Source organism: Streptomyces sp. NPDC006365 (genome assembly GCF_042870755.1).
GTDB classification, from domain to species: Bacteria; Actinomycetota; Actinomycetes; order Streptomycetales; family Streptomycetaceae; genus Streptomyces; species Streptomyces xiangluensis.
The window spans coordinates 97,072-119,343 of sequence record NZ_JBIAHS010000011.1; the positions used below are offsets into that span (position 1 = coordinate 97,072).

Below are 22,272 nucleotides of genomic sequence, written 5' to 3' on the forward strand. Positions count from 1 at the left end.
GTCGGTGTGTGTCGGTGTGTGTCGGTGTGTGTCGGTGTGTGTAGCTGACCGCGCTTGGTTGTGCGTTGCCGTCGGCTCACGCCCCGGCGATGACCTCCGCTGCCGCCAGACCGCAGACGCGGGCCGCGCCGTGGGTGGCGATGTACAGGGCGCCCCGGGGTGGGGACTGCGGTACGCCCATCTCGACCACGATCGTGTCGGGGCGGGCGGCGAGGAGGGTGTCCAGGGCGTCGGCCATCCAGACGTGACGGTGGGCGTCGCGGACCACGGCGACGATCCGCCGGCCTCCCGCCGCCGCGAGCGCCTCGCTCCCGGCCCGCTCCCCCACGAAACTCCCCGTCTCCGTATCCGGCAGCATCCGCTGGAGTTCGGCGGCGACACCCCACGGGGTCTGGTCGCCGACGGCGAAGTTGGCGACGGGGGTGAAGGCGGCGACGTACGGCGCCTCGGCGAGGGGCGCACAGTGCTCCGCACGCGTGGCTGTCAGCGCACGCCGCGCCGCGACCAGGCCCACGTCGACACGGGGCGCGCTCCCGGAGTGCCCGGCCGAAACGACCCGCGACCCCTGCCCCGTAGGCGCTCCACGTGCAGGTCCCCGCTCCCCCGCCGAAGCCGTCCAGGCCGCCAGCGCTCGTACGCGCGCCGCCGCGTCCGCCAGCCGTTCCTCGGCCAGCTCACCCGAGCGCACGGCCGCGACCAGCGCGTCCCGCAGCCGCAGCACCGTCTCGTCGTCCGCGAGCCCCCCGCCCACACAGATGGCGTCGGCGCCCGCGGCGATCGCGAGGACACTGCCCCGTTCGATGCCGTACGTGCCGGCGACGGCCTGCATTTCCATGCCGTCGGTGACGATCAGACCGTCGTAGCCCATTTCCTCGCGCAGCAGCCCGGTCAGGATGCGGGGCGAGAGGGTCGCGGGGCGTTCCGGGTCCAGCGCCGGGACCAGGATGTGCGCGGTCATCACCGCGCGTGTGCCCGCCTCGATGGCCGCGCGGAACGGGGCCAGCTCCCGGGCCTGCAGAACCGACAACTCCGCGTCGATGCGCGGCAGCGCGTGGTGCGAGTCGACCGCCGTGTCGCCGTGGCCCGGGAAGTGCTTGGCGCAGGCGGCGACTCCGGCGGACTGGAGGCCACCGACGTACGCGGCCGTGTGCCGGGCGACCAGGGACGCGTCGGCGCCGAAGGAGCGTACGCCGATGACCGGGTTGCCGGGGTCGGAGTTGATGTCGGCGGACGGGGCCCAGTTGAGGTTGACGCCGCAGGCGGCCAGGCGGCGGCCCAGTTCGGCGGCGACCTCCCGGGTCAGCGCGACGTCGTCCACCGCGCCCAGCGCGTGGTTGCCCGGGAACGACGATCCCGTACGCACCTCCAGGCGCGTGACGTCACCGCCCTCCTCGTCGATGGCGACCAGGACATCGTCGCGCTCGGCGCGCAACTGGGCGGTCAGCGAGGCGAGTTGGTCGGGCGAGGCGATGTTCCGGCCGAAGAGGCCGACGGATGCCAGCCCCTCCCCCAGCCGCCGCAGCAGCCAGGGGGGAGCCGAGGTTCCGGTGAAGCCGGGCTGCAGGACGGCGAGGGCATCGCGGGTCAGGGTGGAGGTTCCATCGGTGAGTGTCGTCATCGGTGGCGTTATCCCTTCACGGCGCCGGAGGTGAGGCCGGAGGCCATCTTCTTCTGCACGAACATGAAGAAGACGACAACCGGGAGGGCGATGAGTGTCGAGGCGGCCATCAGCGCGCCGTAGTCGACGCCGAAGGACGTGGTGAAGTTCATCAGCCACACGTTCAGGGTGTACTTGTCGTTGTCCTGAAGCACCACGTAGGCGAGCAGGTACTCGTTCCACGCGTTGATGAGCGAGAAGATCGACGCCGCGGCGAGACCCGGAGCCAGCAGGGGGAAGATGACGCGCCAGAAGGCGCCCATACGGCTGCAGCCGTCGACCATCGCCGACTCCTCCAGCTCCTTGGGGATGTTGATGACGAAGCCGCGGATCATCCAGGTGGCGAAGGGCAGCGCGGAGACCAGGTAGATGACGATGACGCCCCAGTACTCGTTGAGCGCGCCCAGGCCGTTGAGCTGGATGTAGATGGGGATGAGCATCGCGGTCGGCGGCAGCAGCTGGATCACCAGAAGCGTGATCATGAACGCCTTGCGGCCGGTGAAGTGGAACCGTCCGATCGCGAACGCGGCGATCGTCGACAGCAGCATCGCCCCGACCACGGCGGTGACACAGATGATCAGGCTGGACTGGATCGCGGAGCCGAAGTGGGGAGCGTCGATCGCCCGCTTGAAGTTGTCGAAGGTGATCGAGGACGGCCACAGGGTCTGGTCGTAGCTGCGGATCTCGTGGTTGGGCCGCAGTGCGCTGATCACCAGCCAGTAGACCGGGAAGGCCATCGCGACCAGGGCGACGACGCCGACGAGGTTGTAGACGTGCCGGCTCTTCTTCTTGCGATCCGGGCGGGGGCCCAGGCGGGCGGGGGGTGCGGGGCGCGTGGACGTCGTGGCGCTCACTCGACCTCTCCGATCTTGAGCAGTTGGCGCAGGTAGTACACGGCCACGCCGGAGAGCAGAAGCACCGTGATCAGGGAGATGGCCGCGCCCTGGCTGAAGGAGTTGGACTCGAAGGCCTTCTCGAACGAGTAGATGCCCAGGAGGCTGTACTCGGGCTCCGGCTTGTTGCCGCGCATCAGGAAGACCTGGCCGAAGACGTTGAAGTCCCAGATCACCGAGAGCGTGGCGACCATCTGGAAGACCGGCTTGATGACGGGCCAGGTGACGTAGCGGAACACACCGAACGCGCCCGCGCCGTCGAGCGCCGCCGCTTCCTCGAGTTCCCTGGGTACCTGGGTGAGGGCGGCGTAGAGGGTGATGGTGACGAACGGGATGGCGCCCCAGATGACGACGGCGGCGATGATCAGGAAGCCCTGCTTGGGGTCGAGCCACCAGTTGTGGCCGCGGAAGTCGAGCCCCAGATACTTCGTCAGCACCATATTGACGACGCCGTAGTCGGAGTCGGCGAACCAGCGGAAGATCGAGGTCGCCACGAGCAGCGGCATGGCCCAGGCGGCGACCAGTGCCGCGGTCAGGGCGAGCCGGATCCATGTGCTCATGCGCTGCATGGCCTGGGCGAGGAGAAGCCCCCCGCCCATGGTGGCGACGACGCAGGCGACCATGAACAGCACCGTGCGCCATACGACGTCCCAGAACTCGCCGTCGCCGAGGATGTTGGTGAACTGCTCGAAGCCGACCCACTCGGCAGCCTGGCCCGTCCAGAGCTCCCGGCGGCCCACGTCCTGGAAGGACATGATCACCGTCTTGACCAGCGGCCAGAGGAACACCGCGGCGATCGCCACGGCGGTCGGGGCTATCAGGGCGTACGGCAGATAGGCGCCCGCTCGCCTCCTCGGCGCTCCCCCGGCCGCCGCCCGCGGGGTGTCGTGGTGCGCGGGCGGCGGCGGGACGGACACCGGAGGGGCGGGTGCTTTCGTTTCGGCGGCACTCACTGTGCTGGCCTTCCGTTCGAACCGGTAACCGGGGTGCGGGGACAGCGGGCCCGGGGGTTGGCCCGCCGTCCCCGACGGATCAAGGCGTCAGGAGACCTCGTTGATCAGCTCGTTGATCTCCGCGTCGGCGGCCTTGGTGGCCTCCTCGACCGACGTGCCCTTGAGGATGTCGAGCAGCATCAGCTCGAGCGTTTCCTTCTTCTCGACCGCGGCCCAGCCCGGCGCGATGGGCGTGAACCACGCGTCCGGCACGGCGTTGGCGATCGGGGCCGTCTCCGGCTTGGTCTTCAGCGGCTCCAGCTGCTTGGTGTTGTTCGGCAGGATGTTCTTCTCGGCCAGAGCGGCCTCGGACTTCTCGCTGGTGAAGAGCGCGATCCATTCCTGCGCGAGGTCCTGGTTCTTGGACTTCGAGATCGTGGCCAGGTCGGAGCCGCCGATGAAGGAGGGCAGCGCCTTGCCGTTCGGTCCGGGCATGCCGGCGGTGAGGATCTTGTCCTTCAGCTTGGGGTTGCCGTTGGCCGCCGGGTCGATGACGCTGCCGGACTCCCAGCCGTTGCCGTAGATCAGGGCCGTCTTCTTGTTGGCCATGACGTTGGCGTGGTCTTCCTCGGCCTTGGTCTGGTCGCCGTTGTTGTACTTCTTGACCAGGTCGACGTAGTGCTGGATGCCCTGCTGCGCCTCGGGCGAGGAGAGCGTGGCCTTCCACTCCTTGCTGCCCTCGTCGTACTCGGCGATCTTGCCGCCGTAGGCGGCGACGTACGACATGGCGGCGTACCAGTAGCGGCCCGGCAGGTAGAGCGGCGAGAACGCCTTGTCCTTCTTGCCGTACTCGTCCTCGATCTTGCCGAGCGCCTTGGTCAGGTCGGCCTCGGTCTCGGGGAGCGTCTCCTTGCCGGTGGCGGCCTTGAACATGTCCTTGTTGTAGATGGCCACGCGGGCACCCGCGTAGTAGGGCACGCAGTACATCTTGCCCTCGTAGGAGCAGGTGTCCTTCAGGCCGGAGATCCAGGCGTCGGAGTTGTCGTACTTCTTCTCGTCGATCTCGCCGAGGGCCCCGTTGAGGATGTACGTCATGGTCTCGGTGTTGCCGAGCTCGACCACATCGGGGAACTTGTCGCCGGACAGGGCGGCGTCGAGCTTCTTGGTCTTGTCGCCCCACTGCTGGTACTGGACGTTGACCTTGACGCCCGGGTACTTCTCGCCGAACTCGGTGTTGGCCTGCTTGACCAGCTCCGGCCAGCTCGTCTGGGCGTCCACCATCAGCCAGACCGTCAACTCGCCCTTGCGGTCCTTGGGATCCTCGGCCGCCTTGCTGCCGCCGCCTCCGCACGCCGCGATGGAGACCATCATTCCCGCGACACCGACGGCCGCGATGAGCTTGCGCTTCATGTCACCCCTCCTCGCCTGGCCACCAGTGGTGTAGACCAGTAGCGGAAGATTGGCCTAGACCTAGGGGGGTGTCAATGGAGAGCAGGCCCGTCCGGACGTCCGTTACGAGAACTACATATTCAAGAACCTTTAAGCAGGAAAGTGGCAAAAAGAGCAGGTGAGTTCACTGAAACCGGGTGGACCACTTCAAGGTGGTGGACTAGACCAGAGGGAACAGCGAAAGATATACAGGGGAGATCACGGAGCGTACGAGGGACACTCGCACGACAGGCCGTGCCACGATGTGAGCCTTGCCGACGGGTACGTCGGCCGCATCGGCACCAGGAGCCGGGAAGGCAGAGGATGAGCACCGACGTCAGCAGTGCGGAGAACGAGGGTGGGTCCCCCATCCGTACCGCGCGTGTGCCCAAGTACTACCGCCTCAAGAAGCACCTGCTCGACATGACGGAGACGCTGCCGCCCGGAACGTCCGTACCCCCCGAGCGCACTCTGGCCGCCGAGTTCGACACCTCACGCACCACCGTCCGCCAGGCCCTCCAGGAACTCGTCGTCGAGGGGCGGCTCGAACGCATCCAGGGCAAGGGCACCTTCGTCGCCAAGCCGAAGGTCTCCCAGGCGCTCCAACTCACCTCGTACACCGAGGACATGAGGGCCCAAGGGCTCGAACCCACCTCGCAGCTCCTGGACATCGGCTACGTCACCGCCGACGACACCCTCGCCGAGCTGCTCGACATCGCCGCGGGCGGCCGGGTCCTGCGCATCGAGCGGCTGCGCATGGCCAACGGCGAGCCGATGGCGATCGAGACGACGCATCTGTCCGCGAAGCGCTTCCCGGCGCTGCGCAGGTCACTCGTCAAGTACACATCGCTGTATACGGCGTTGGCCGAGGTGTACGACGTCCGTCTCGCCGAGGCCGAGGAGACCATCGAGACCTCCCTGGCCACCCCGCGCGAGGCCGGCCTGCTCGGCACGGACGTGGGCCTGCCCATGCTGATGCTGTCGCGGCACTCGCTGGACAAGGACGGCCAGCCGGTGGAGTGGGTGCGGTCGGTGTACCGGGGGGACCGGTACAAGTTCGTGGCGCGGCTGAAGCGGCCTGCGGAGTAGAGGCCCGGGTAACGCGGTGTCGGCTGGGGGCCCGGGGGTTACCCCCGGGCCAACGCAGCGTGGCGCGGCTGAAGCGGCCCGCGGAGTAGAAGTCTGAAGCGGCCTCAGGAGTAGATCGCCAGTAGGCCGCGAGCGGGCCGCCTCAGGGTCCCTGCGGGGTGGGCCAGTTCGTACGGCGCGAAACTACTGGTGCACGCGGTGTGGCGCTGTTCCCTCACCTGCTTTACGGTCCTCCCCGTCATCGCATGGACGGGAGGACGACCCGGTGCGCACTGCGAACACTCGATCCATCGTCATCTGGACGCTCGTCGCGCTGGTGGGCGCGGCGGGCTGGGCCGTACTGGCGCTCTCACGCGGCGAGGAGGTGTCGGCCGCCTGGATGGTGGCGGCGGCTCTCGGCTCGTACGCCATCGCCTATCGCTTCTACTCGAAGTTCATCGCGAACAAGGTCCTCAAGGTCGACAAGACCCGCGCCACGCCCGCCGAGCGGCTCAACAACGGCATCGACTTCCATCCGACGGACCGGCGCGTGCTGCTCGGCCATCACTTCGCGGCGATAGCCGGTGCGGGCCCGCTGGTGGGGCCCGTGCTGGCCGCACAGATGGGGTACTTGCCCGGCACCATCTGGATCGTCGCCGGCGTGATCTTCGCGGGCGCCGTACAGGACATGGTGGTGCTGTTCTTCTCGACGCGCCGCGACGGCAGGTCGCTCGGGCAGATGGCGCGCGAGGAGATCGGGCCGTTCGGCGGGGCAGCGGCCCTGCTCGCCGCCTTCGCCATCATGATCATCCTGCTCGGTGTGCTGGCGCTGGTCATCGTCAACGCCCTCGCCGAGTCGCCCTGGGGCACCTTCTCCATCGCGATGACGATCCCGATCGCCCTGCTGATGGGCTTCTATCTGCGGGTCCTGCGGCCAGGACGGGTCACCGAGGTCTCACTGATCGGCATCGCACTGCTGCTGCTCGCGCTCGTCTCCGGGCGGTGGGTCGCGGAGTCGTCCTGGGCCGACACCTTCACGCTGGCGCCCTCGACCCTCGTAATCTGGCTGGTGGCGTACGGCTTCATCGCCTCGATCCTGCCCGTGTGGATGCTGCTGGCGCCGCGCGACTACCTCTCCACGTTCATGAAGATCGGCACCATCTTCCTGCTCGCGCTCGGCGTCGTGATCGCTCTGCCGACGCTGAAGATGGACGCGGTCACGGACTTCGCCTCGCGCGGTGACGGTCCGGTCTTTGCGGGCTCGCTCTTCCCGTTCGTCTTCATCACCATCGCCTGCGGGGCGCTGTCCGGCTTCCACTCCCTCATCTCCTCGGGTACGACGCCGAAGATGATCCAGAAGGAGACGCAGGTCCGGATGATCGGGTACGGCTCCATGCTCATGGAGTCCTCGGTCGCGGTCATGGCACTGATCGCGGCGTCGATCATCGACCCGGGTCTGTACTTCGCGATGAACGCGCCGGCCGGTGTCATCGGGGACTCGGTGCAGAACGCCTCGCAGGTGGTCGGGAGTTGGGGCTACCAGATATCCCCGGAGGACCTGGCGGCGGCGGCGCGGAACGTCGAGGAGGCGTCTCTGCTGTCGCGGACCGGCGGTGCACCCACGCTCGCGATCGGCATCTCGGACATCTTCTCCCAGATCACCGGGGACAGTCTGCGCGCGTTCTGGTACCACTTCGCGATCATGTTCGAGGCACTGTTCATCCTCACCGCGCTCGACGCCGGCACGCGTGTGGGCCGCTTCATGCTCCAGGACACGCTCGGAAACCTCTACAAACCCTTCAAGAACGTGAGCTGGAAGCCCGGCCTCGTCATCACCAGCGGCATCGTCTGCGGCCTGTGGGGCTACTTCCTGTGGGTGGGCGTCCATGAACCGCTCGGCGGCATCAACCAGCTGTTCCCGATCTTCGGCATCTCCAACCAGCTGCTCGCGGCGGTCGCACTGGCCGTCTGTACGACGCTGCTGGTGAAGTCCGGGCGCCTCAAGTGGGCCTGGGTCACCGGGATTCCGCTCGCCTGGGACGCCACGGTGACGCTGACGGCGAGCTGGCAGAAGGTGTTCTCCAGCGATCCGCGCGTCGGCTTCTTCAAGCAGCGCTCTGTCTACCAGGACGCCATCGACCGGGGTGAGGTGCTCGCGCCCGCCAAGAACATGGACGACATGCGCACCGTGGTCACCAACTCCACCGTGGACGGCGTCCTTTCGGCGGTCCTCGCGCTGCTCATCGTGATCGTGATCGTGGACGCGGCCAGGGTATGCATCAGGCATGTACGCCGCCCCGCGCTGTCCACGCTCAGCGAGGCGCCGTACGTGGAGTCGAAGATCGTCGCCCCGGCCGGGTTGATCCCGACCCGCCAGGAGAAGGAGGAGGAGGAGGAGCGCGATGCTGTCGGGGCTGCTCCGGGTTCTTAGGTCCGTGCGGTGGTACGTACGTGAGTTGACCGACGAATCCGCGTACGACCGCTATGTCGCACACGTCCGTACGGAACACCCGGACGCGCTCGTGCCGTCCCGCCGGGAGTTCGAGCGGGCTCGGACGGAACGTCAGGAGGCTGATCCCAGGCGGGGGTTCCGCTGCTGCTGATCAGGCGCGACTCCCGATCACACACGGTCGCCACTGAATGCGCACAATTACTTCCGCATTCCGGACGGCGGTTCCATAAAGCGGAACTGTCCTTTAGATTTCCTGCGCTTGCACAGGTGATCACTGAGGGGACGGAGCCGCGGTATGTCAGAAGCAACAGATGCGCCGGATGCGCCGGATGCGCCAAGAGCGTCTGAGGTGAAGCCACCGGTGGTCACACCGGTGCGCGTGGTGATCGCCCTCTGCCTCTTCGCGCCGTTCGTGGCGATGCTCTGGGTGGGCACGTACGCGAAGGTCGACCCGGCCTTCATCGGCATCCCGTTCTTCTACTGGTACCAGATGCTCTGGGTGCTCATCTCCACGGCGCTCACGATGATCGCGTACCAGCTGTGGCAGCGTGACCAGCGCGCCCGCAAGGCCGACCGGTCCGAGGCCTCCCAGAACGGGGGTGCGTCGGCATGAAGGACGGCGTGAACGGCGTCGCACTCGCCGTCTTCATCTTCTTCTTCCTGGCCGTCACGGTCATGGGCTTCCTGGCCTCGCGCTGGCGCAGGGCCGAGAACGAGCACAGCCTCGACGAATGGGGCCTGGGCGGGCGGTCGTTCGGCACCTGGGTCACCTGGTTCCTGCTCGGCGGCGACCTCTACACGGCCTATACGTTCGTGGCCGTGCCGGCGGCGATCTACGCGGCGGGCGCGGCCGGCTTCTTCGCCGTGCCGTACACCATCCTCATCTACCCCCTGATCTTCACCTTCCTGCCGCGGCTCTGGTCGGTGTCGCACAAACACGGCTACGTGACGACTTCGGACTTCGTACGCGGGCGGTTCGGCTCGAAGAGCCTGTCACTGGCGGTGGCCGTGACCGGCATCCTCGCCACGATGCCGTACATCGCGCTCCAACTGGTCGGCATCCAGGCGGTGCTGGATGTGATGGGCGTCGGCGGCGGAGAGAACACGAACTGGTTCATCAAGGACCTGCCGCTGCTCATCGCCTTCGGCGTGCTGGCCGCGTACACGTACTCGTCGGGTCTTCGCGCCCCGGCCCTCATCGCGTTCGTGAAGGACACCCTGATCTACATCGTGATCGCGGTGGCTATCATCTACATTCCGATCAAGCTGGGCGGCTTCGACGACATCTTCGCCGCGGCGGGCGACGCGTTCAGCCAGACCAACGAGGCGACGGGAGCGCCACGCGGTGCGCTGGTCCCGGCCGAGGCCGGCCAATGGACGTACGCCACGCTGGCGTTGGGCTCCGCCCTCGCACTGTTCATGTACCCGCACTCGATCACGGCGACGCTGTCCTCGCGCAGCCGTGAGGTGATCCGCCGCAACACCACGATCCTGCCGCTGTACTCCCTGATGCTGGGCCTGCTCGCGCTGCTGGGCTTCATGGCGATCGCGGCCGGAATCAAGGTGGAGAACGGGCAGTTGGCGATCCCGCAGCTCTTCGAGACCATGTTCCCCGACTGGTTCGCCGGTGTCGCCTTCGCGGCGATCGGCATCGGTGCGCTGGTCCCGGCGGCGATCATGTCCATCGCTGCGGCGAACCTGTTCACCCGCAACATCTACAAGGACTTCATCAAGCCGGACGCGACCCCGGCCCAGGAGACGAAGGTCTCCAAGCTGGTCTCGCTGCTGGTGAAGGTCGGCGCGCTGGCCTTCGTCCTGACGATGGACAAGACCGTCGCGATCAACTTCCAGCTCCTGGGCGGCATCTGGATCCTTCAGACCTTCCCGGCCCTGGTCGGCGGCCTGTTCACCCGCTGGTTCCACCGCTGGGCGCTGCTCGCCGGCTGGGCGGTCGGCATGGTGTACGGCACGGTGGCCGCGTACGGGGTCGCCTCGCCGACGCAGAAGCACTTCGGGGGCTCCAACGCGGAGATTCCGGGGCTCGGGGAGATGGGCTACATCGGCCTGACGGCGTTCGTACTGAACGTGGTGGTGACGGTGGTTCTGACCTTCGTACTGAAGGCGGCGAAGGCGCCTGACGGCATCGACGAGACGGCTCCGGGGGACTACACGGCGGATGCGGGTGATGCGGGCGTGCAGGTGGAGTTGCCGCCGGCTACGGCTGGGGTGGGGCACTAGAGGGCTGGGCCGGGGGTGTTTCGCCCCCGCCTCCCCCTACGCGTTCCGGTCCTCCAGGGGCCCCGCCCCGGGCCCCCGGCTCCCGGGCCTCAAGTGCCGGACAGGCTGATTTTCAGCCTGTCCGGCACTTGAGGACGAGACCGTCGGGCTGATGGGGTCTGAGGGCGCAGCCTCCAGTGGGGTCCGGGGCCGGCCCCGGGATGGGACGGGTAGGGGCTGCGGGGGCGAACTCCCCTCGGCGGCGCAACCGCCCGCCGTTACGCTGGTCACCGTGACCCTTCGTTCACCGATCGTCCTCGACAGTGACCCCGGCATAGACGACGCCCTGGCCCTGCAGTACCTCCTCGGTACGGGGCTTTGGGACCTGAAGGCCTACACCTCTGTGGGAGGCAACCTCCCCGCCGAGCAGACCTACCTCAACGCCCGGGCCCTGACCCGCGCCCTGCGCATCGACGCCGACGTACCCGTGCACCGCGGAACGGGCCGCCCCCTGACCCGCCTCCCGTACACGTCCGCGTCCGCCTTCCACGGCAAGGCGGGCCTCGGCAACGAGACGCTGCCCGACTCCACGGCCGCCCACCTGCCGGAGTCCTCGGCGCAGGCCCTCATCCGGCTCTCCCGGGAGTACGAGGGTGAGCTCACCGTGTGCGCCACGGGCCCGCTCACGAACGTGGCGATCGCACTCCTGGAGGACCCGGCGTTCGCCCACCGCGTCAAGAAGCTCGTGTTCATGGGCGGCGCCGCACAGGTGCCCGGGAACGTCACTCCGGTCGCCGAGTTCAACATCTGGGCCGACCCGGACGCCGCCGAGGTCGTCATGTCCTCCGGCATCCCCTTCACGATGGTCGGCCTGGACGCCTCGCTCCGCTGGCTCTTCCGGCCCGCCGACCTCGCCGCCGTGGAAGCGGCGGGCGCGGGCACGGCGCTGGCGGCCCGCCTGCTGCGGGTCTACATGGACGCCTACCGCCGCCACGGCGGCGGCGACGCCTGCCCGCTGCACGATCCGCTCGCGGTGGGGGTGTGCGCGGACGAGTCGTTCATCACCGTCGCGGAGGGCGCGGTCATCGTCGAGTCCGCGAGCGAACTGACCCGCGGCAAGACCGTGTTCATTCCCTCAGCCGCACAGCAGGTCTACTACGCGGACTCCCCCGTCCTCACCTCCCGCACGACCGTCACGGGCCGCGTCGCCCTCGGCCCGGGACCCCGCGACTTCGTGAAGGACTTCGTGGCTACGCTGCCGCAATGGCCGGGGGTGGGTTGAGACCCCCGCGCTGAGATCCAGTACGGGGAAAACCGCAGGGCCGTTGTCGTACCCCTGATGCACACTGCACCGCATGGACATCGTGATCAGGCGGGCAGCCCCGGAGGAGTACGAGACCCTCGGCGAGATCACCGCACAGGCCTATCTCGGGGACGGCCTGCTCGACTTCGGGGAGAGCGACGAGTACCTGGGCGAGCTGCGGGACGTCGCCAAGCGGGCCGCCGCGGCGGAGGTGCTGGTCGCCGTCGAACACGACCGCGTGCTGGGCGGCGTGACCTTCGTACCCTCCGGCGGGCCGATGGCCGACATCGCGGAACCCGGTGAGGCCGAGATACGGATGCTGGCCGTCGCCCCGGAGGCCCGCGGCCGGGGTGTCGGAGAGGCGCTCGTACGCGCCTGCACAGATCGCGCACGGGCCACCGAGGGCTGCGTACGCATCGTCCTGTCGACCCAGCGCACCATGCACTCAGCCCATCGCATCTACGAACGTCTCGGCTTCACCCGCACTCCGGAACGCGACTGGAACCCGATCCCGTACCTCGACGACATCAGACTGCTGACCTACGAGTTGGAGCTGTAGAGACCCTCACCGTTCACGCGGCTCTTCAGTCTGATCCCGCCACGCAACACAACATGTGGGGTGCGCTTCTCAAGCCCAACACAAGATGTATGCTCATGCTCGCTGTCGCCGCAGGGGAATCCGGTGCGAATCCGGAACTGTCCCGCAACGGTGTACTTGTGCATGTCCGTCCCCGGGACGGGGCGTGCGCGAGCGTCAGTCCGAGGACCTGCCGACAGCGCGCCCAGGCCAATCCGGCCCGGGCGACCATGACGTCCGGGCCTCGCGGAGTGGGCCGGTGGACGCGGCGTCCCGCTGCGCAGAGCGCGTACGTCCGTGTGCCCCGAACCACCCTCTCCCCGCAGGCCCCCTGCCGAGCGAGGGAGAGCCCCACGTGACCATCGCGCCAGCCGATCCGGTCTCAGCGAAAGCGACACAGGACCAGCAGGACCGGGCCGAGGCCGACGGACCAGGGACCGCGCTGCTGCGGACCCTGATCGACCTCACCGCCGATCTCCCCGACACCGACCCGGGCAGGGTCGCCGCCGCGGCCTTGCGCGGCCGGTCCGCGCACGGGTCCGTGCCGGTGATCACAGCGGAGCTGCGCGAGCTGGCCACCGAGGCGGCCGCGGGTCTGATCTCCGAGGACCCCGCCTATTCGAAGCTGGCCGCCCGGCTGCTGACCATCAGCATCGCGGCCGAGGCCGCCTCGCAGGACGTGCGGTCATTCTCCGAGTCGGTCGCGGCGGGACACCGCGAGGGCCTGATCGCCGACCGCACCGCCGAGTTCGTACGGATCCATGCGGCTCGCCTCGACAGCCTCATCGACTCCGAAGGCGACGACCGCTTCGGGTACTTCGGGTTGCGTACGCTCCACAGCCGATATCTGCTGCGGCACCCGATCACCCGGTACGTCATCGAGACTCCCCAGCACTTCATGCTGCGCGTGGCGAGCGGACTGGCCGACGACGACACCACCCGTTCCGTGGACGAAGTCGCCGCGCTCTACCGGCTGATGAGCCGCCTCGACTACCTGCCCTCCTCCCCCACCCTGTTCAACTCCGGTACGCGGCACCCCCAGATGTCGTCCTGCTACCTCCTCGACTCTCCGAAGGACGAGCTGGACTCCATCTACGAGCGCTACCAGCAAGTCGCCCGGCTCTCGAAGCACGCGGGCGGCATCGGCATCGCGTACTCCCGGATCCGTTCCCGCGGTGCCCTGATCCGCGGTACGAACGGGCACTCCAACGGCATCGTCCCGTTCCTGAAGACCCTCGACGCCTCGGTCGCCGCAGTGAACCAGGGCGGCCGGCGCAAGGGTGCCGCAGCCGTCTACCTGGAGAGCTGGCACTCCGACATCGAGGAGTTCCTGGAACTGCGCGACAACACCGGCGAGGACGCTCGCCGTACGCACAACCTCAACCTCGCGCACTGGATCCCGGACGAGTTCATGCGCCGGGTCGACGAGGACGGCGTGTGGTCCCTCTTCTCCCCCTCCGACGTGCCGGAACTGGTCGACCTGTGGGGCGAGGAGTTCGACGCGGCCTACCGCAAAGCGGAGGCGGACGGTCTCGCCAAGAAGACCATCCCGGCCCGCGAGCTGTACGGCCGCATGATGCGCACCCTCGCCCAGACCGGCAACGGCTGGATGACGTTCAAGGACACCGCCAACCGCACCGCCAACCAGACCGCGCTGCCCGGCCACACGGTCCACTCCTCCAACCTCTGCACCGAGATCCTGGAGGTGACGGACGACGGGGAGACCGCGGTCTGCAACCTGGGGTCCGTCAATCTGGGTTCCTTCGTCGACGCGTCGGCCGGTGACATCGACTGGGAACGGCTCGACTCCACCGTCCGGACCGCCGTCACCTTCCTCGACCGCGTCGTCGACATCAACTTCTATCCGACCCGGCAGGCGGGCCGCTCGAACGCGAAGTGGCGGCCGGTGGGCCTCGGCGCGATGGGGCTCCAGGACGTCTTCTTCAAGCTGCGCCTGCCCTTCGACTCAGCGGAAGCCAAGCAGCTCTCCACGAAGATCGCCGAGCGCATCATGCTCGCCGCGTACGAGGCCTCCGCCAACCTCGCCGAGCGCAGCGGCCCGCTCCCGGCCTGGGAGAAGACCCGTACGGCCCGGGGCGTTCTGCACCCCGACCACTACAACGTCGAACTCACCTGGCCCGAGCGCTGGTCGGCCCTCCGGCAGCGCATCGCCGCCACCGGCCTGCGCAACTCCCTCCTCCTCGCCATCGCGCCCACCGCCACAATCGCCTCCATCGCCGGCGTCTACGAGTGCATCGAGCCGCAGGTCTCCAACCTCTTCAAGCGCGAGACCCTGTCGGGCGAGTTCCTCCAGGTCAACTCGTACCTGGTGAACGAGCTGAAGGAGCTGGGTGTCTGGGACGCCCGCAGCCGCGAGGCGCTGCGCGAGGCCAACGGCTCGGTGCAGGACTTCGCCTGGATCCCCGAGGACGTACGACGGCTCTACCGCACGGCGTGGGAGATCCCGCAGCGCGGCCTGATCGACATGGCCGCCGCCCGGACCCCGTTCCTGGACCAGTCCCAGTCCGTGAACCTCTTCTTGGAGACACCGACCATCGGCAAGCTCTCCTCGATGTACGCGTACGCCTGGAAGTCGGGCCTGAAGACGACGTACTACCTGCGTTCCCGCCCGGCGACCCGCATTGCCCGCGCGGCTCAAGCACACGCGCGGACCGTCCCCGTACAGGCGCCCGACGAAGAAGCCGTCGCCTGCTCCCTGGAAAACCCCGAGTCCTGCGAGGCCTGCCAGTGACCAGCACCACCCGAACCCAGAATCTCCTCGACCCGGGCTTCGAGCTGACCCTGCGCCCCATGCGCTACCCCGACTTCTACGAGCGCTACCGGGACGCGATCAAGAACACCTGGACCGTGGAGGAGGTGGACCTCCACTCGGATGTGACAGATCTCGCGAAACTGTCACCCGGTGAGCAGCACCTCATCGGCCGACTGGTCGCGTTCTTCGCGACCGGCGACTCGATCGTCGCGAACAACCTGGTGCTCACGCTCTACAAGCACATCAACTCTCCCGAGGCGCGGCTCTACTTGAGCCGTCAGCTCTTCGAGGAGGCCGTGCACGTCCAGTTCTACTTGACGCTGCTCGACACCTACCTCCCCGACCCGGAGGACCGCGCAGCCGCCTTCGACGCGGTCGAGAACATCCCGTCCATCCGCGAGAAGGCCGAGTTCTGCTTCAAGTGGATGGACTCGGTGGAGCAGATCGACCGGCTGGAGTCCCAGGCCGACCGCCGCCGTTTCCTGCTCAATCTCATCTGCTTCGCCGCGTGCATCGAAGGGCTCTTCTTCTACGGTGCCTTCGCGTACGTCTACTGGTTCCGCAACCGCGGCCTGCTGCACGGCCTGGCCACCGGCACCAACTGGGTGTTCCGAGACGAAACGATGCACATGAACTTCGCCTTCGACGTGGTCGACACCGTCCGCAAGGAGGAGCCGGAGCTCTTCGACGACGCGCTTCAGCAGCAGGTCACCGACATGCTCCGGGAAGCCGTCGAGGCCGAGCTGCTGTTCGCGCGCGACCTGTGCGGTGACGGCCTCCCGGGGATGAACACCGACTCGATGCGGCAGTACCTGGAGTGCGTGGCCGACCAGCGGCTGACGCGGCTCGGCTTCACTCCGGTGTACGGCTCCGAAAACCCCTTCTCCTTCATGGAGTTGCAGGGCGTTCAGGAGCTGACCAACTTCTTCGAACGGCGGCCCTCGGCGTACCAGGTGGCGGTGGAGGGCACCGTCGACCTCGACGAGGACTTCTGATCCCCGGCTGAAGCCTGCTCGGCCTCCCTGAGCTGACGGTCGATGCGCCGGTCGCGCACGATTCCGATCACGGCGGGGAGGACGAGCAGGGCCAGGATCCCGAGGACGGTGACCATTCCGATGAGTGCTTCCATGCGTGTCGTATCCATGGACACTACTGTCGCGCCGATTACTCCTTACCGTCAGTGGCAGGACTGCCGCACACCCTCGATTTCCTGCCATGCTCCAGACATACTGGCAGCATGCTCAACAACGTGGCCGCGGTCCTGCTCGACGGTGTGCATCCCTTTGAACTCGGTGTCGTCTGCGAGGTGTTCGGCCTCGACCGCAGCGACGAGGGCCTGCCCGTGTACGACTTCGCGGTCGTCTCGGCGGAGGGCCCGTCGCTGCGCACCCATGTCCCCGGGTTCACGGTCTCCACTCCGTACGGGCTCGACCGGCTCGAAGAGGCCGACCTGATCGCCGTACCGGCCGGAAGCGACTTCATCGGTCGCGAGTACCCGCCCGGGCTGCTCGACGCCCTGCGCCGGGCCGCCGACCGCGGGGCGCGCGTGCTCAGCGTCTGCTCCGGCGTCTTCGTGCTGGGCGCGGCCGGACTGCTCGACGGGCGGCGCTGCACGGTCCACTGGCGGCACGCGGACGAGCTCTCTCGCCGCTATCCGAGGGCGACCGTCGAACCCGATGTGCTGTACGTCGACGAGGACCCGGTGATCACCTCGGCCGGCACCGCCGCCGGTATCGACGCCTGTCTGCACATCGTCCGCAAGGAGCAGGGGCCGGAGGTGGCCAACAAGATCGCCCGCCGGATGGTCGTGCCGCCGCACCGTGACGGCGGTCAGGCCCAGTTCGTCGAGCGCCCGCTGCCGTTGTCCCGGTGCGACACGGTCGGCGAGGTGCTGGTGTGGATGGAGCGTCACCTCGACGAGGAGATGACCGTCGAGCAGCTCGCCGCCCGTGCGCACATGTCCCCGCGCACCTTCGCGCGCCGTTTCCAGCAGGAGACCGGCACCACGCCGTACCGCTGGCTGCTGCGTCAACGGGTGCTGCTGGCCCAGCAGTTGCTGGAGGCGACGGACGAGACGATGGACTCGATCGCGGGCCGTACCGGGTTCGGGACCGCGGCCGCGCTGCGCCATCAGTTCGTACGGTCGCTGGGGACGACGCCGCAGGCGTACCGGCGCACGTTCAGGGGCCCGCGGGACGAGCCCGAGGTCGCCTGAACGTGCGCCCGCGGTGCGGTACGCGGTTCAGCGCGGTATGGCCTTCAGCAGGAGCCGGGTGGGCTGGAGCGTCAGGCCGACATGGGTCGAGCGATCCGTCTCGGGCAGGAACTCGAAGCGCCACTTCGGGATCACCGTCGCCAGAATGATGGCTAGTTCGGCCATCGAGAAGTGGTCGCCGGGGCACTTGCGATTGCCCACGCTGAACGGAACCATCGCGTACTTCGGGACGTCCTTGGCGCGCTCCGGAAGCCAGCGGTCGGGATCGAACTCCAGATGCCGCTCGTACGACATCGGATCACGCTGGACGGCCATCGGGCTGTAGACGACATCCGCACCGGCCGGAATGCGATACCCGCCGAGTTCGGTTTCGGCGAATGCCCGCCGGGTCAGTATCCACACTGCCGGGCGCAGCCGGAGCGCCTCGGTGATGACATTGTTCGTGTGCGTGAGCTTCCTGACGTCGCCGAGTGTGATGGTCCGGTCACCCACGACGGATTCGACTTCTTCGCGCAGCCGCTCCGCGTGTTCGGGGTGCTCGGTGAGCAGGTCCAAGATCCACATCAACTGGACCCCGGTCGTTTCGCTGCTCGCCGTCAGAAACGAAATGACTTGGTCGTGCAACTCCTGCTCGCTGATCGGCTCGCCATTCTCGTCCTTCGCCTCGAACAGGACCGACAGCAAATCGTCGGGGCCGCCCATGGGGACGCGGCGGCGCTCGGCGATGACTTCGTCGGTCAGTCGGTGCATTTCGGCCAGCGCGCGGTCGAATTCGCGGTGGGAGGGGAGCGGCAGCCGATAGAACGGCCCGAACGACAGGCACATCCGCCGGAACAGCCGCGTGATCACGATGTGGAGTGCGGCGTTCAGCCGGTCGGAGAGCTCGTCGATGTTCTCGGTCCGCAAGAGGCAGCGGGCCATGACGCGGATGGCGATACGGAAGGCCTCCGCCGTGACGTCGACCGTGTCACCGGGCCACCAGCGGTCGGCGAGAGTACGCGCCTCCTCGACCATCACCGATTCGTACCGCTGGATCGCGTCCATGCGCAGCGGGGGCTGGATCGTCCGCCGCTGGCGCCGGTGCCGGGCGCCGTTACTGGTCACGACTCCCTTGCCGAGGAGCACCTCCACGGTGTCCCACAGCGGTCCGCCGATCCCGAAGTCGGGGCTCAGGCCCAGGGCTCCGGTGTGTTCCGGACTGTTGACGGCGTACACCGTCTTCGGTCCCAGCCTGATCCGGACGACGTCACCGTGGTCGCGCAGCCGGGTGAGGAAGCCCACCGGGTCGCGCACCATCTTCCAGCTGTGGCCGAGGACGGGCAGTGCGCCCGCGGCGAATTCGGGGTCGAGCGGCGTCGAGGCGGCCTCGGTCGCCTCGGGTTGTGCGGACTCGACGGTCATTTCTCACCTGCCGCTTCATTGTTGACGTAGGGGGGTGTGGAGCGGTCGTCCCAACTGTCGACCCGGTACCGGCCGGACTCGTGGTGGAACCAGTAGACGGAGCTGAACCAGTTCCGCATATTGAACAGACACGCCCGTACGGCAGCCGCTAATGCGGCGCCGCGCGCGGATCCGTTGTCGATCCGGTTGGCGTACAGCAATACCTCCCTTTCCGCCAGGAGGAATTCGGTGATGGTGCCCTGGACTCGCCGCCGCACTTCCGTGACAGCCTCTGCAAGTGTCAGCCCTTCATGGTGAATGAGACTGATTCCGAGATTGTGGACCTCATCTCCCGCTATTTCTTTGGGGAGTGAGCACAGATCGTTGTACCAGGCGGCGAAATCCTGGCACAGAAGCGCCGCCCGCCGGTATGTGGGATTCTTCAGTACGGCGTTCGGGAGTTCGTACTCCGCACTCGGTTCCAGCAGATCGAGCCAGATCCAGTGCGCAAAGGTCAGCCGCCGCAGTGCGAGATATTCCTCGACGGTGGGGACGATTCCCGATGTACGGTTGTGGAATTCTCGGTCGTACGCCTCGATGACGGCGTGGAAATGCCCCGCGAAGCGGGTGTTCCATCTCCTGCTCAGGAACGAGTACAACCGCACCATGCTGTCCGCGAACCCCGCGACCAGGGGGTCCCGGTGGTGCAGATGGTCCTGGGGGGAGTCGAGAGCCGCGTGCAGTTGGTGCTTGAGGCGTCGCCAGGCCACCGGCCTTTTATGGATCACGTCACGGTCGTGCCGGTCGTCCCAGACGAAGAACCACGCGCTGTAGTCCGCGATCGCCTGGAGGACGTCGTCCGGCGCACCGATGTAGTAGCCGGCCATCAGATCCGTGTAGCACAGCTCATCGGCGTAAGCCGCGACCTTGTCGGGCGACATCAGGCGCTTTTCCAGTAGCCAGGCCCGGGTGTTCTCCTGAAGCCTGGGCCAATACGGGTGGAGTTGCCGGGGAAACTCGGTCTCGATCACCGGGAGAGTGAGCGCCGGTGGAACCACGACCCGGGTGTGCGTTGTTGCGGTGCTCTGTGAGAAAGCAGGCACGAACAAACCCCTCTCAGCCGCCTGTTGACATATGCCCCTCTCGCTCTGCTGGGCATGTGTCGTTTGCGTATCCCCGCCCTTCCATGAAGCACCACAACCGACTGATAGGGAACAGATCTGCTCCCCGCACTACCCCATGGTGCCGAGAACGCCCTCTTGCGTGACTCATTTTGGTTCTATGAAGAACAAAAGGGATCGAACGTCCGACGGACACACGAACGACGCCTGGTCGGGAGGAGTTTCCGACCAGGCGTGGTTCGCAGGGGACGTTGGGGGACGCACGAGCCCCAACTGTCCTTTCCCGTCCCGGCGATTCAGTCGCCGTTCAGTCGCCGTGCAGTCGCCTTCAGCCGCCGTTCACAAGGCGGTCGGCACGGGATCAGCAGCGGGCGCGGAGGTCAGTCGTTGGCCACGACCGGGTAGCGCGGTTCGTTCTCGGCCATCTGCCGCAGCGCCTCCTTGCGTTCGCGCTTCGAGAGCCGGTCGATGTAGAGGTAGCCGTACAGGTGGTCCGTCTCGTGCTGGAGGCAGCGTGCGAAGTAGCCCGTGCCGCGTACCTTGATCGGGTTGCCCTTCTCGTCCTGCCCGGTGACCTCGGCGTAGTCGGGACGGGCGAGCGGCGCGTACGCGGTCGGCACGGACAGGCAGCCTTCGTTGCTGTCGTCCAGGCTGCGCTTGTCGGCAGGCAGGTCCACCAGCTTCGGGTTGCAGACCACACCTACGTGGCGCTTGCCCTCGTCGTCCCCGCAGTCGTAGACGAAGACCTTCAGGTCGACGCCGATCTGGTTGGCGGCCAGGCCCACACCCTCGGCGGTGCGCTGGCTGGCGAACATGTCGTCGACCAGTTGGGCCAGCTCGTCGCCGAAGTCGGTCACGTCCTTGCACTCCTTGTGCAGCACGGGGTTCCCGACGACCGTGATGGGCCGCGAGGTGCCGCGCTCGCGGTACGCCGCCTCGCGCTCCTCGCAGTCCTCGGTGTCGATGACGAAGCCGTCGTCGTCCACGGGGAGCACGCCCGCGTGCTGCTGATCGGTGTCCTGCTGCGCCATGACCGACGTATGCCTTCCTGGGATCCTCAAGAAAAAGTTGCGGGTACAGCCTACGGCGCCCATCCGTGCCCCGAAGGGGCGCGACCAGCCACCCCGACGGCCCACAGCCGACAACCGTCCTCGCAACCCCTAACAGACCTCTTCGAGATCCCGCCAGTCCCGGGTGTCCGGGCTGTCCGCGACCCACCCGTCGAGCAGGCCCCGCACCAGCGAGGCGGGCGCCGCGAGGCCGCACTCGCGCTCGGGCATCCACAGCTGCCCGTCAGTGCGATGGCCGAGCGGACCCGGATGCCCCGGCTCGCTGTGGTCGTGCGGGTCGAGATGCTCGCCGTCGCCCTCGTCGGACGGCATACGGGACTCCGAGCACATACGGCACAGCAGCCGAACGGAGGACGACCAGTCCTCGGCGGCGAAGCCGGCGTCGGCCGCGAGCCGCTCCAGGGCGTCCCGGTCGTCCTCGGTCTCCGCTTCCAGGAGTACGACCCAGGTGGGGACCGGTGAAGGCGCCCACAGCTCGATCTCGTCGAACACGGGATACGCGTGCCCGGCGGCCGTCGTCCGCTCGCCGTGCGGTACGCCGTCGTGCAGCACGACCTCGCCCCAGCGCCGCCCGGAGGACGGCAGCGGAATGGACAGCACCTCGATCCGGGCCGGGTCCAGCCGGCGCCCCCATACGACCTCGGCCTCGCCCTCGGGCGACAGCCGTACGGCCGCGCTGCCCAGCTCCATCCCGACGGGCTCTCCGGAGGCGGTGGCGCCACCGGGCACCTTCAGCCCGTACGCCTGCCAGGCCCGGCGGGCGAGGGGCCAGTCCTGCAGGGCGGTGGCCGCGATGCCCACGTTCCACCAATCAGGCGCCCCGGTCGCCCGGTCGAGCAGTGCCACGGCCCTCAGGCCGGCGGCCCGCGCCTGCTCCCAGTCGTGCCGGAACTTGTGCAGCAGGGCGAGGTTGAACCAGGATTCGGACAGCCAGGGCTCCAGGTCCGCCGCACGCGTGAGAAGCGCCCCCGCGTCCTCGTACCGGCCGTCGCCGATCAGCGTGAACGCGCGGTCGGTGGCCTGCCGCCATGAGGCGGAGGGCCGGTGCCGTCCCTTGCCGAAGATCCTCACGATTCCCGCCTGCCAGTTCGTCGAAGAGCGTGCAGCCTCGGGCTGGACTGTGCCCCCTGTTGTCCTCTTCCTCGCATCCAACCACGTACGGCCGGACGGGCGCTCATTACCCAGG

Annotated in this window: 19 protein-coding genes and 1 riboswitch; of the genes, 10 read left to right on the plus strand and 9 right to left on the minus strand. The window is 67.9% G+C overall.

From position 1 onward, the window contains the following. Nucleotides 1–76: 76 nt before the first annotated feature. The 4 genes from ACFYO0_RS27720 to ACFYO0_RS27735 all read right to left on the minus strand — a co-directional run bounded on the left by ACFYO0_RS27720 (nt 77) and on the right by ACFYO0_RS27735 (nt 4,892). Complete coding sequence (locus ACFYO0_RS27720; RefSeq protein ID WP_388681251.1) at nt 77–1,618, minus strand: glycoside hydrolase family 3 protein; 1,542 nt, start codon at nt 1,616–1,618, stop codon at nt 77–79. 8 nt (nt 1,619–1,626) lie between these two features. Then, a complete protein-coding gene (locus tag ACFYO0_RS27725) occupies nt 1,627–2,511 on the minus strand; it encodes a carbohydrate ABC transporter permease (RefSeq protein WP_388681254.1) in 885 nt (294 codons plus the stop codon). Beyond that, the gene (locus ACFYO0_RS27730) at nt 2,508–3,503 is read right to left on the minus strand and encodes a carbohydrate ABC transporter permease (RefSeq protein ID WP_388681257.1); all 996 of its coding nucleotides are present in this window, start codon (nt 3,501–3,503) and stop codon (nt 2,508–2,510) included. The genes ACFYO0_RS27725 and ACFYO0_RS27730 overlap by 4 nt, the downstream gene beginning before the upstream one ends. Before the next feature lie 87 nt (nt 3,504–3,590). Next, a complete protein-coding gene (locus tag ACFYO0_RS27735) occupies nt 3,591–4,892 on the minus strand; it encodes a sugar ABC transporter substrate-binding protein (RefSeq protein ID WP_388681259.1) in 1,302 nt (433 codons plus the stop codon). Nucleotides 4,893–5,234: 342 nt separating this feature from the next. Between ACFYO0_RS27735 and ACFYO0_RS27740 the strand changes: the two genes are divergently transcribed. The 9 genes from ACFYO0_RS27740 to ACFYO0_RS27780 all read left to right on the plus strand — a co-directional run bounded on the left by ACFYO0_RS27740 (nt 5,235) and on the right by ACFYO0_RS27780 (nt 16,295). Next, nucleotides 5,235–5,999 carry a GntR family transcriptional regulator gene (locus ACFYO0_RS27740; protein WP_388681261.1) on the plus strand — a complete coding sequence of 255 codons (765 nt, stop codon included), beginning with the start codon at nt 5,235–5,237 and terminating at the stop codon, nt 5,997–5,999. Between the two features lie 265 nt (nt 6,000–6,264). Continuing rightward, nucleotides 6,265–8,409 carry a carbon starvation CstA family protein gene (locus tag ACFYO0_RS27745; RefSeq protein WP_388681264.1) on the plus strand — a complete coding sequence of 715 codons (2,145 nt, stop codon included), beginning with the start codon at nt 6,265–6,267 and terminating at the stop codon, nt 8,407–8,409. Then, nucleotides 8,381–8,581: a YbdD/YjiX family protein gene (locus tag ACFYO0_RS27750; RefSeq protein WP_388681266.1), complete on the plus strand. Its 201-nt coding sequence runs from the start codon at nt 8,381–8,383 to the stop codon at nt 8,579–8,581. Before ACFYO0_RS27745 ends, ACFYO0_RS27750 begins: the two co-directional genes overlap by 29 nt. Nucleotides 8,582–8,725: 144 nt before the next feature. Next, nucleotides 8,726–9,043 (plus strand): DUF3311 domain-containing protein, encoded by a 318-nt coding sequence (locus tag ACFYO0_RS27755; protein WP_388681269.1) that lies wholly within the window; start codon nt 8,726–8,728, stop codon nt 9,041–9,043. Continuing rightward, nucleotides 9,040–10,668 (plus strand): monocarboxylate uptake permease MctP, encoded by a 1,629-nt coding sequence (gene mctP, locus ACFYO0_RS27760; protein ID WP_388681272.1) that lies wholly within the window; start codon nt 9,040–9,042, stop codon nt 10,666–10,668. The genes ACFYO0_RS27755 and mctP overlap by 4 nt, the downstream gene beginning before the upstream one ends. 271 nt (nt 10,669–10,939) lie before the next feature. Then, nucleotides 10,940–11,929, plus strand: a complete 990-nt coding sequence (locus ACFYO0_RS27765; protein WP_388681275.1) for a nucleoside hydrolase — start codon at nt 10,940–10,942, stop codon at nt 11,927–11,929. Between the two features lie 73 nt (nt 11,930–12,002). Further along, nucleotides 12,003–12,509, plus strand: coding sequence for a GNAT family N-acetyltransferase (locus tag ACFYO0_RS27770; RefSeq protein ID WP_388681278.1), 507 nt, complete (start codon nt 12,003–12,005; stop codon nt 12,507–12,509). Nucleotides 12,510–12,623: 114 nt separating this feature from the next. Next, a riboswitch (cobalamin riboswitch) is annotated at nt 12,624–12,718 on the plus strand. Nucleotides 12,719–12,882: 164 nt separating this feature from the next. Beyond that, nucleotides 12,883–15,279: a ribonucleoside-diphosphate reductase subunit alpha gene (locus tag ACFYO0_RS27775; RefSeq protein ID WP_388681280.1), complete on the plus strand. Its 2,397-nt coding sequence runs from the start codon at nt 12,883–12,885 to the stop codon at nt 15,277–15,279. Next, a complete protein-coding gene (locus ACFYO0_RS27780; RefSeq protein WP_388681282.1) occupies nt 15,276–16,295 on the plus strand; it encodes a ribonucleotide-diphosphate reductase subunit beta in 1,020 nt (339 codons plus the stop codon). Before ACFYO0_RS27775 ends, ACFYO0_RS27780 begins: the two co-directional genes overlap by 4 nt. Here ACFYO0_RS27780 and ACFYO0_RS27785 read toward each other — a convergent pair. Then, nucleotides 16,208–16,444 (minus strand): hypothetical protein, encoded by a 237-nt coding sequence (locus ACFYO0_RS27785; protein WP_388681285.1) that lies wholly within the window; start codon nt 16,442–16,444, stop codon nt 16,208–16,210. The genes ACFYO0_RS27780 and ACFYO0_RS27785 overlap by 88 nt on opposite strands. 93 nt (nt 16,445–16,537) lie before the next feature. Between ACFYO0_RS27785 and ACFYO0_RS27790 the strand changes: the two genes are divergently transcribed. Beyond that, the gene (locus ACFYO0_RS27790) at nt 16,538–17,515 is read left to right on the plus strand and encodes a GlxA family transcriptional regulator (RefSeq protein WP_388681288.1); all 978 of its coding nucleotides are present in this window, start codon (nt 16,538–16,540) and stop codon (nt 17,513–17,515) included. 27 nt (nt 17,516–17,542) lie between these two features. Here ACFYO0_RS27790 and ACFYO0_RS27795 read toward each other — a convergent pair whose 3' ends face one another. The 4 genes from ACFYO0_RS27795 to ACFYO0_RS27810 all read right to left on the minus strand — a co-directional run bounded on the left by ACFYO0_RS27795 (nt 17,543) and on the right by ACFYO0_RS27810 (nt 22,157). Further along, nucleotides 17,543–18,916: a cytochrome P450 gene (locus tag ACFYO0_RS27795; protein ID WP_388681291.1), complete on the minus strand. Its 1,374-nt coding sequence runs from the start codon at nt 18,914–18,916 to the stop codon at nt 17,543–17,545. Beyond that, the gene (gene cyc1, locus ACFYO0_RS27800; RefSeq protein ID WP_388681294.1) at nt 18,913–19,998 is read right to left on the minus strand and encodes an epi-isozizaene synthase; all 1,086 of its coding nucleotides are present in this window, start codon (nt 19,996–19,998) and stop codon (nt 18,913–18,915) included. Before cyc1 ends, ACFYO0_RS27795 begins: the two co-directional genes overlap by 4 nt. A gap of 398 nt (nt 19,999–20,396) precedes the next feature. Further along, nucleotides 20,397–21,047, minus strand: coding sequence for a peptide deformylase (gene def, locus ACFYO0_RS27805; protein WP_388681296.1), 651 nt, complete (start codon nt 21,045–21,047; stop codon nt 20,397–20,399). Between the two features lie 129 nt (nt 21,048–21,176). Beyond that, complete coding sequence (locus ACFYO0_RS27810) at nt 21,177–22,157, minus strand: tetratricopeptide repeat protein (RefSeq protein ID WP_386339192.1); 981 nt, start codon at nt 22,155–22,157, stop codon at nt 21,177–21,179. Between the last annotated feature and the right edge of the window lie 115 nt (nt 22,158–22,272).

Bases quoted from the DNA above. Each gene is read 5' to 3' on its own strand.
- ACFYO0_RS27720 (WP_388681251.1), bottom strand. From the start codon at position 1,618: ATGACGACACTCACCGATGGAACCTCCACCCTGACCCGCGATGCCCTC.
- ACFYO0_RS27735 (WP_388681259.1), bottom strand. From the start codon at position 4,892: ATGAAGCGCAAGCTCATCGCGGCCGTCGGTGTCGCGGGAATGATGGTC.
- ACFYO0_RS27740 (WP_388681261.1), top strand. From the start codon at position 5,235: ATGAGCACCGACGTCAGCAGTGCGGAGAACGAGGGTGGGTCCCCCATC.
- ACFYO0_RS27750 (WP_388681266.1), top strand. From the start codon at position 8,381: ATGCTGTCGGGGCTGCTCCGGGTTCTTAGGTCCGTGCGGTGGTACGTA.
- ACFYO0_RS27755 (WP_388681269.1), top strand. From the start codon at position 8,726: ATGTCAGAAGCAACAGATGCGCCGGATGCGCCGGATGCGCCAAGAGCG.
- mctP (WP_388681272.1), top strand. From the start codon at position 9,040: ATGAAGGACGGCGTGAACGGCGTCGCACTCGCCGTCTTCATCTTCTTC.
- ACFYO0_RS27770 (WP_388681278.1), top strand. From the start codon at position 12,003: ATGGACATCGTGATCAGGCGGGCAGCCCCGGAGGAGTACGAGACCCTC.
- ACFYO0_RS27785 (WP_388681285.1), bottom strand. From the start codon at position 16,444: ATGGATACGACACGCATGGAAGCACTCATCGGAATGGTCACCGTCCTC.
- ACFYO0_RS27790 (WP_388681288.1), top strand. From the start codon at position 16,538: ATGCTCAACAACGTGGCCGCGGTCCTGCTCGACGGTGTGCATCCCTTT.
- ACFYO0_RS27795 (WP_388681291.1), bottom strand. From the start codon at position 18,916: ATGACCGTCGAGTCCGCACAACCCGAGGCGACCGAGGCCGCCTCGACG.
- def (WP_388681296.1), bottom strand. From the start codon at position 21,047: ATGGCGCAGCAGGACACCGATCAGCAGCACGCGGGCGTGCTCCCCGTG.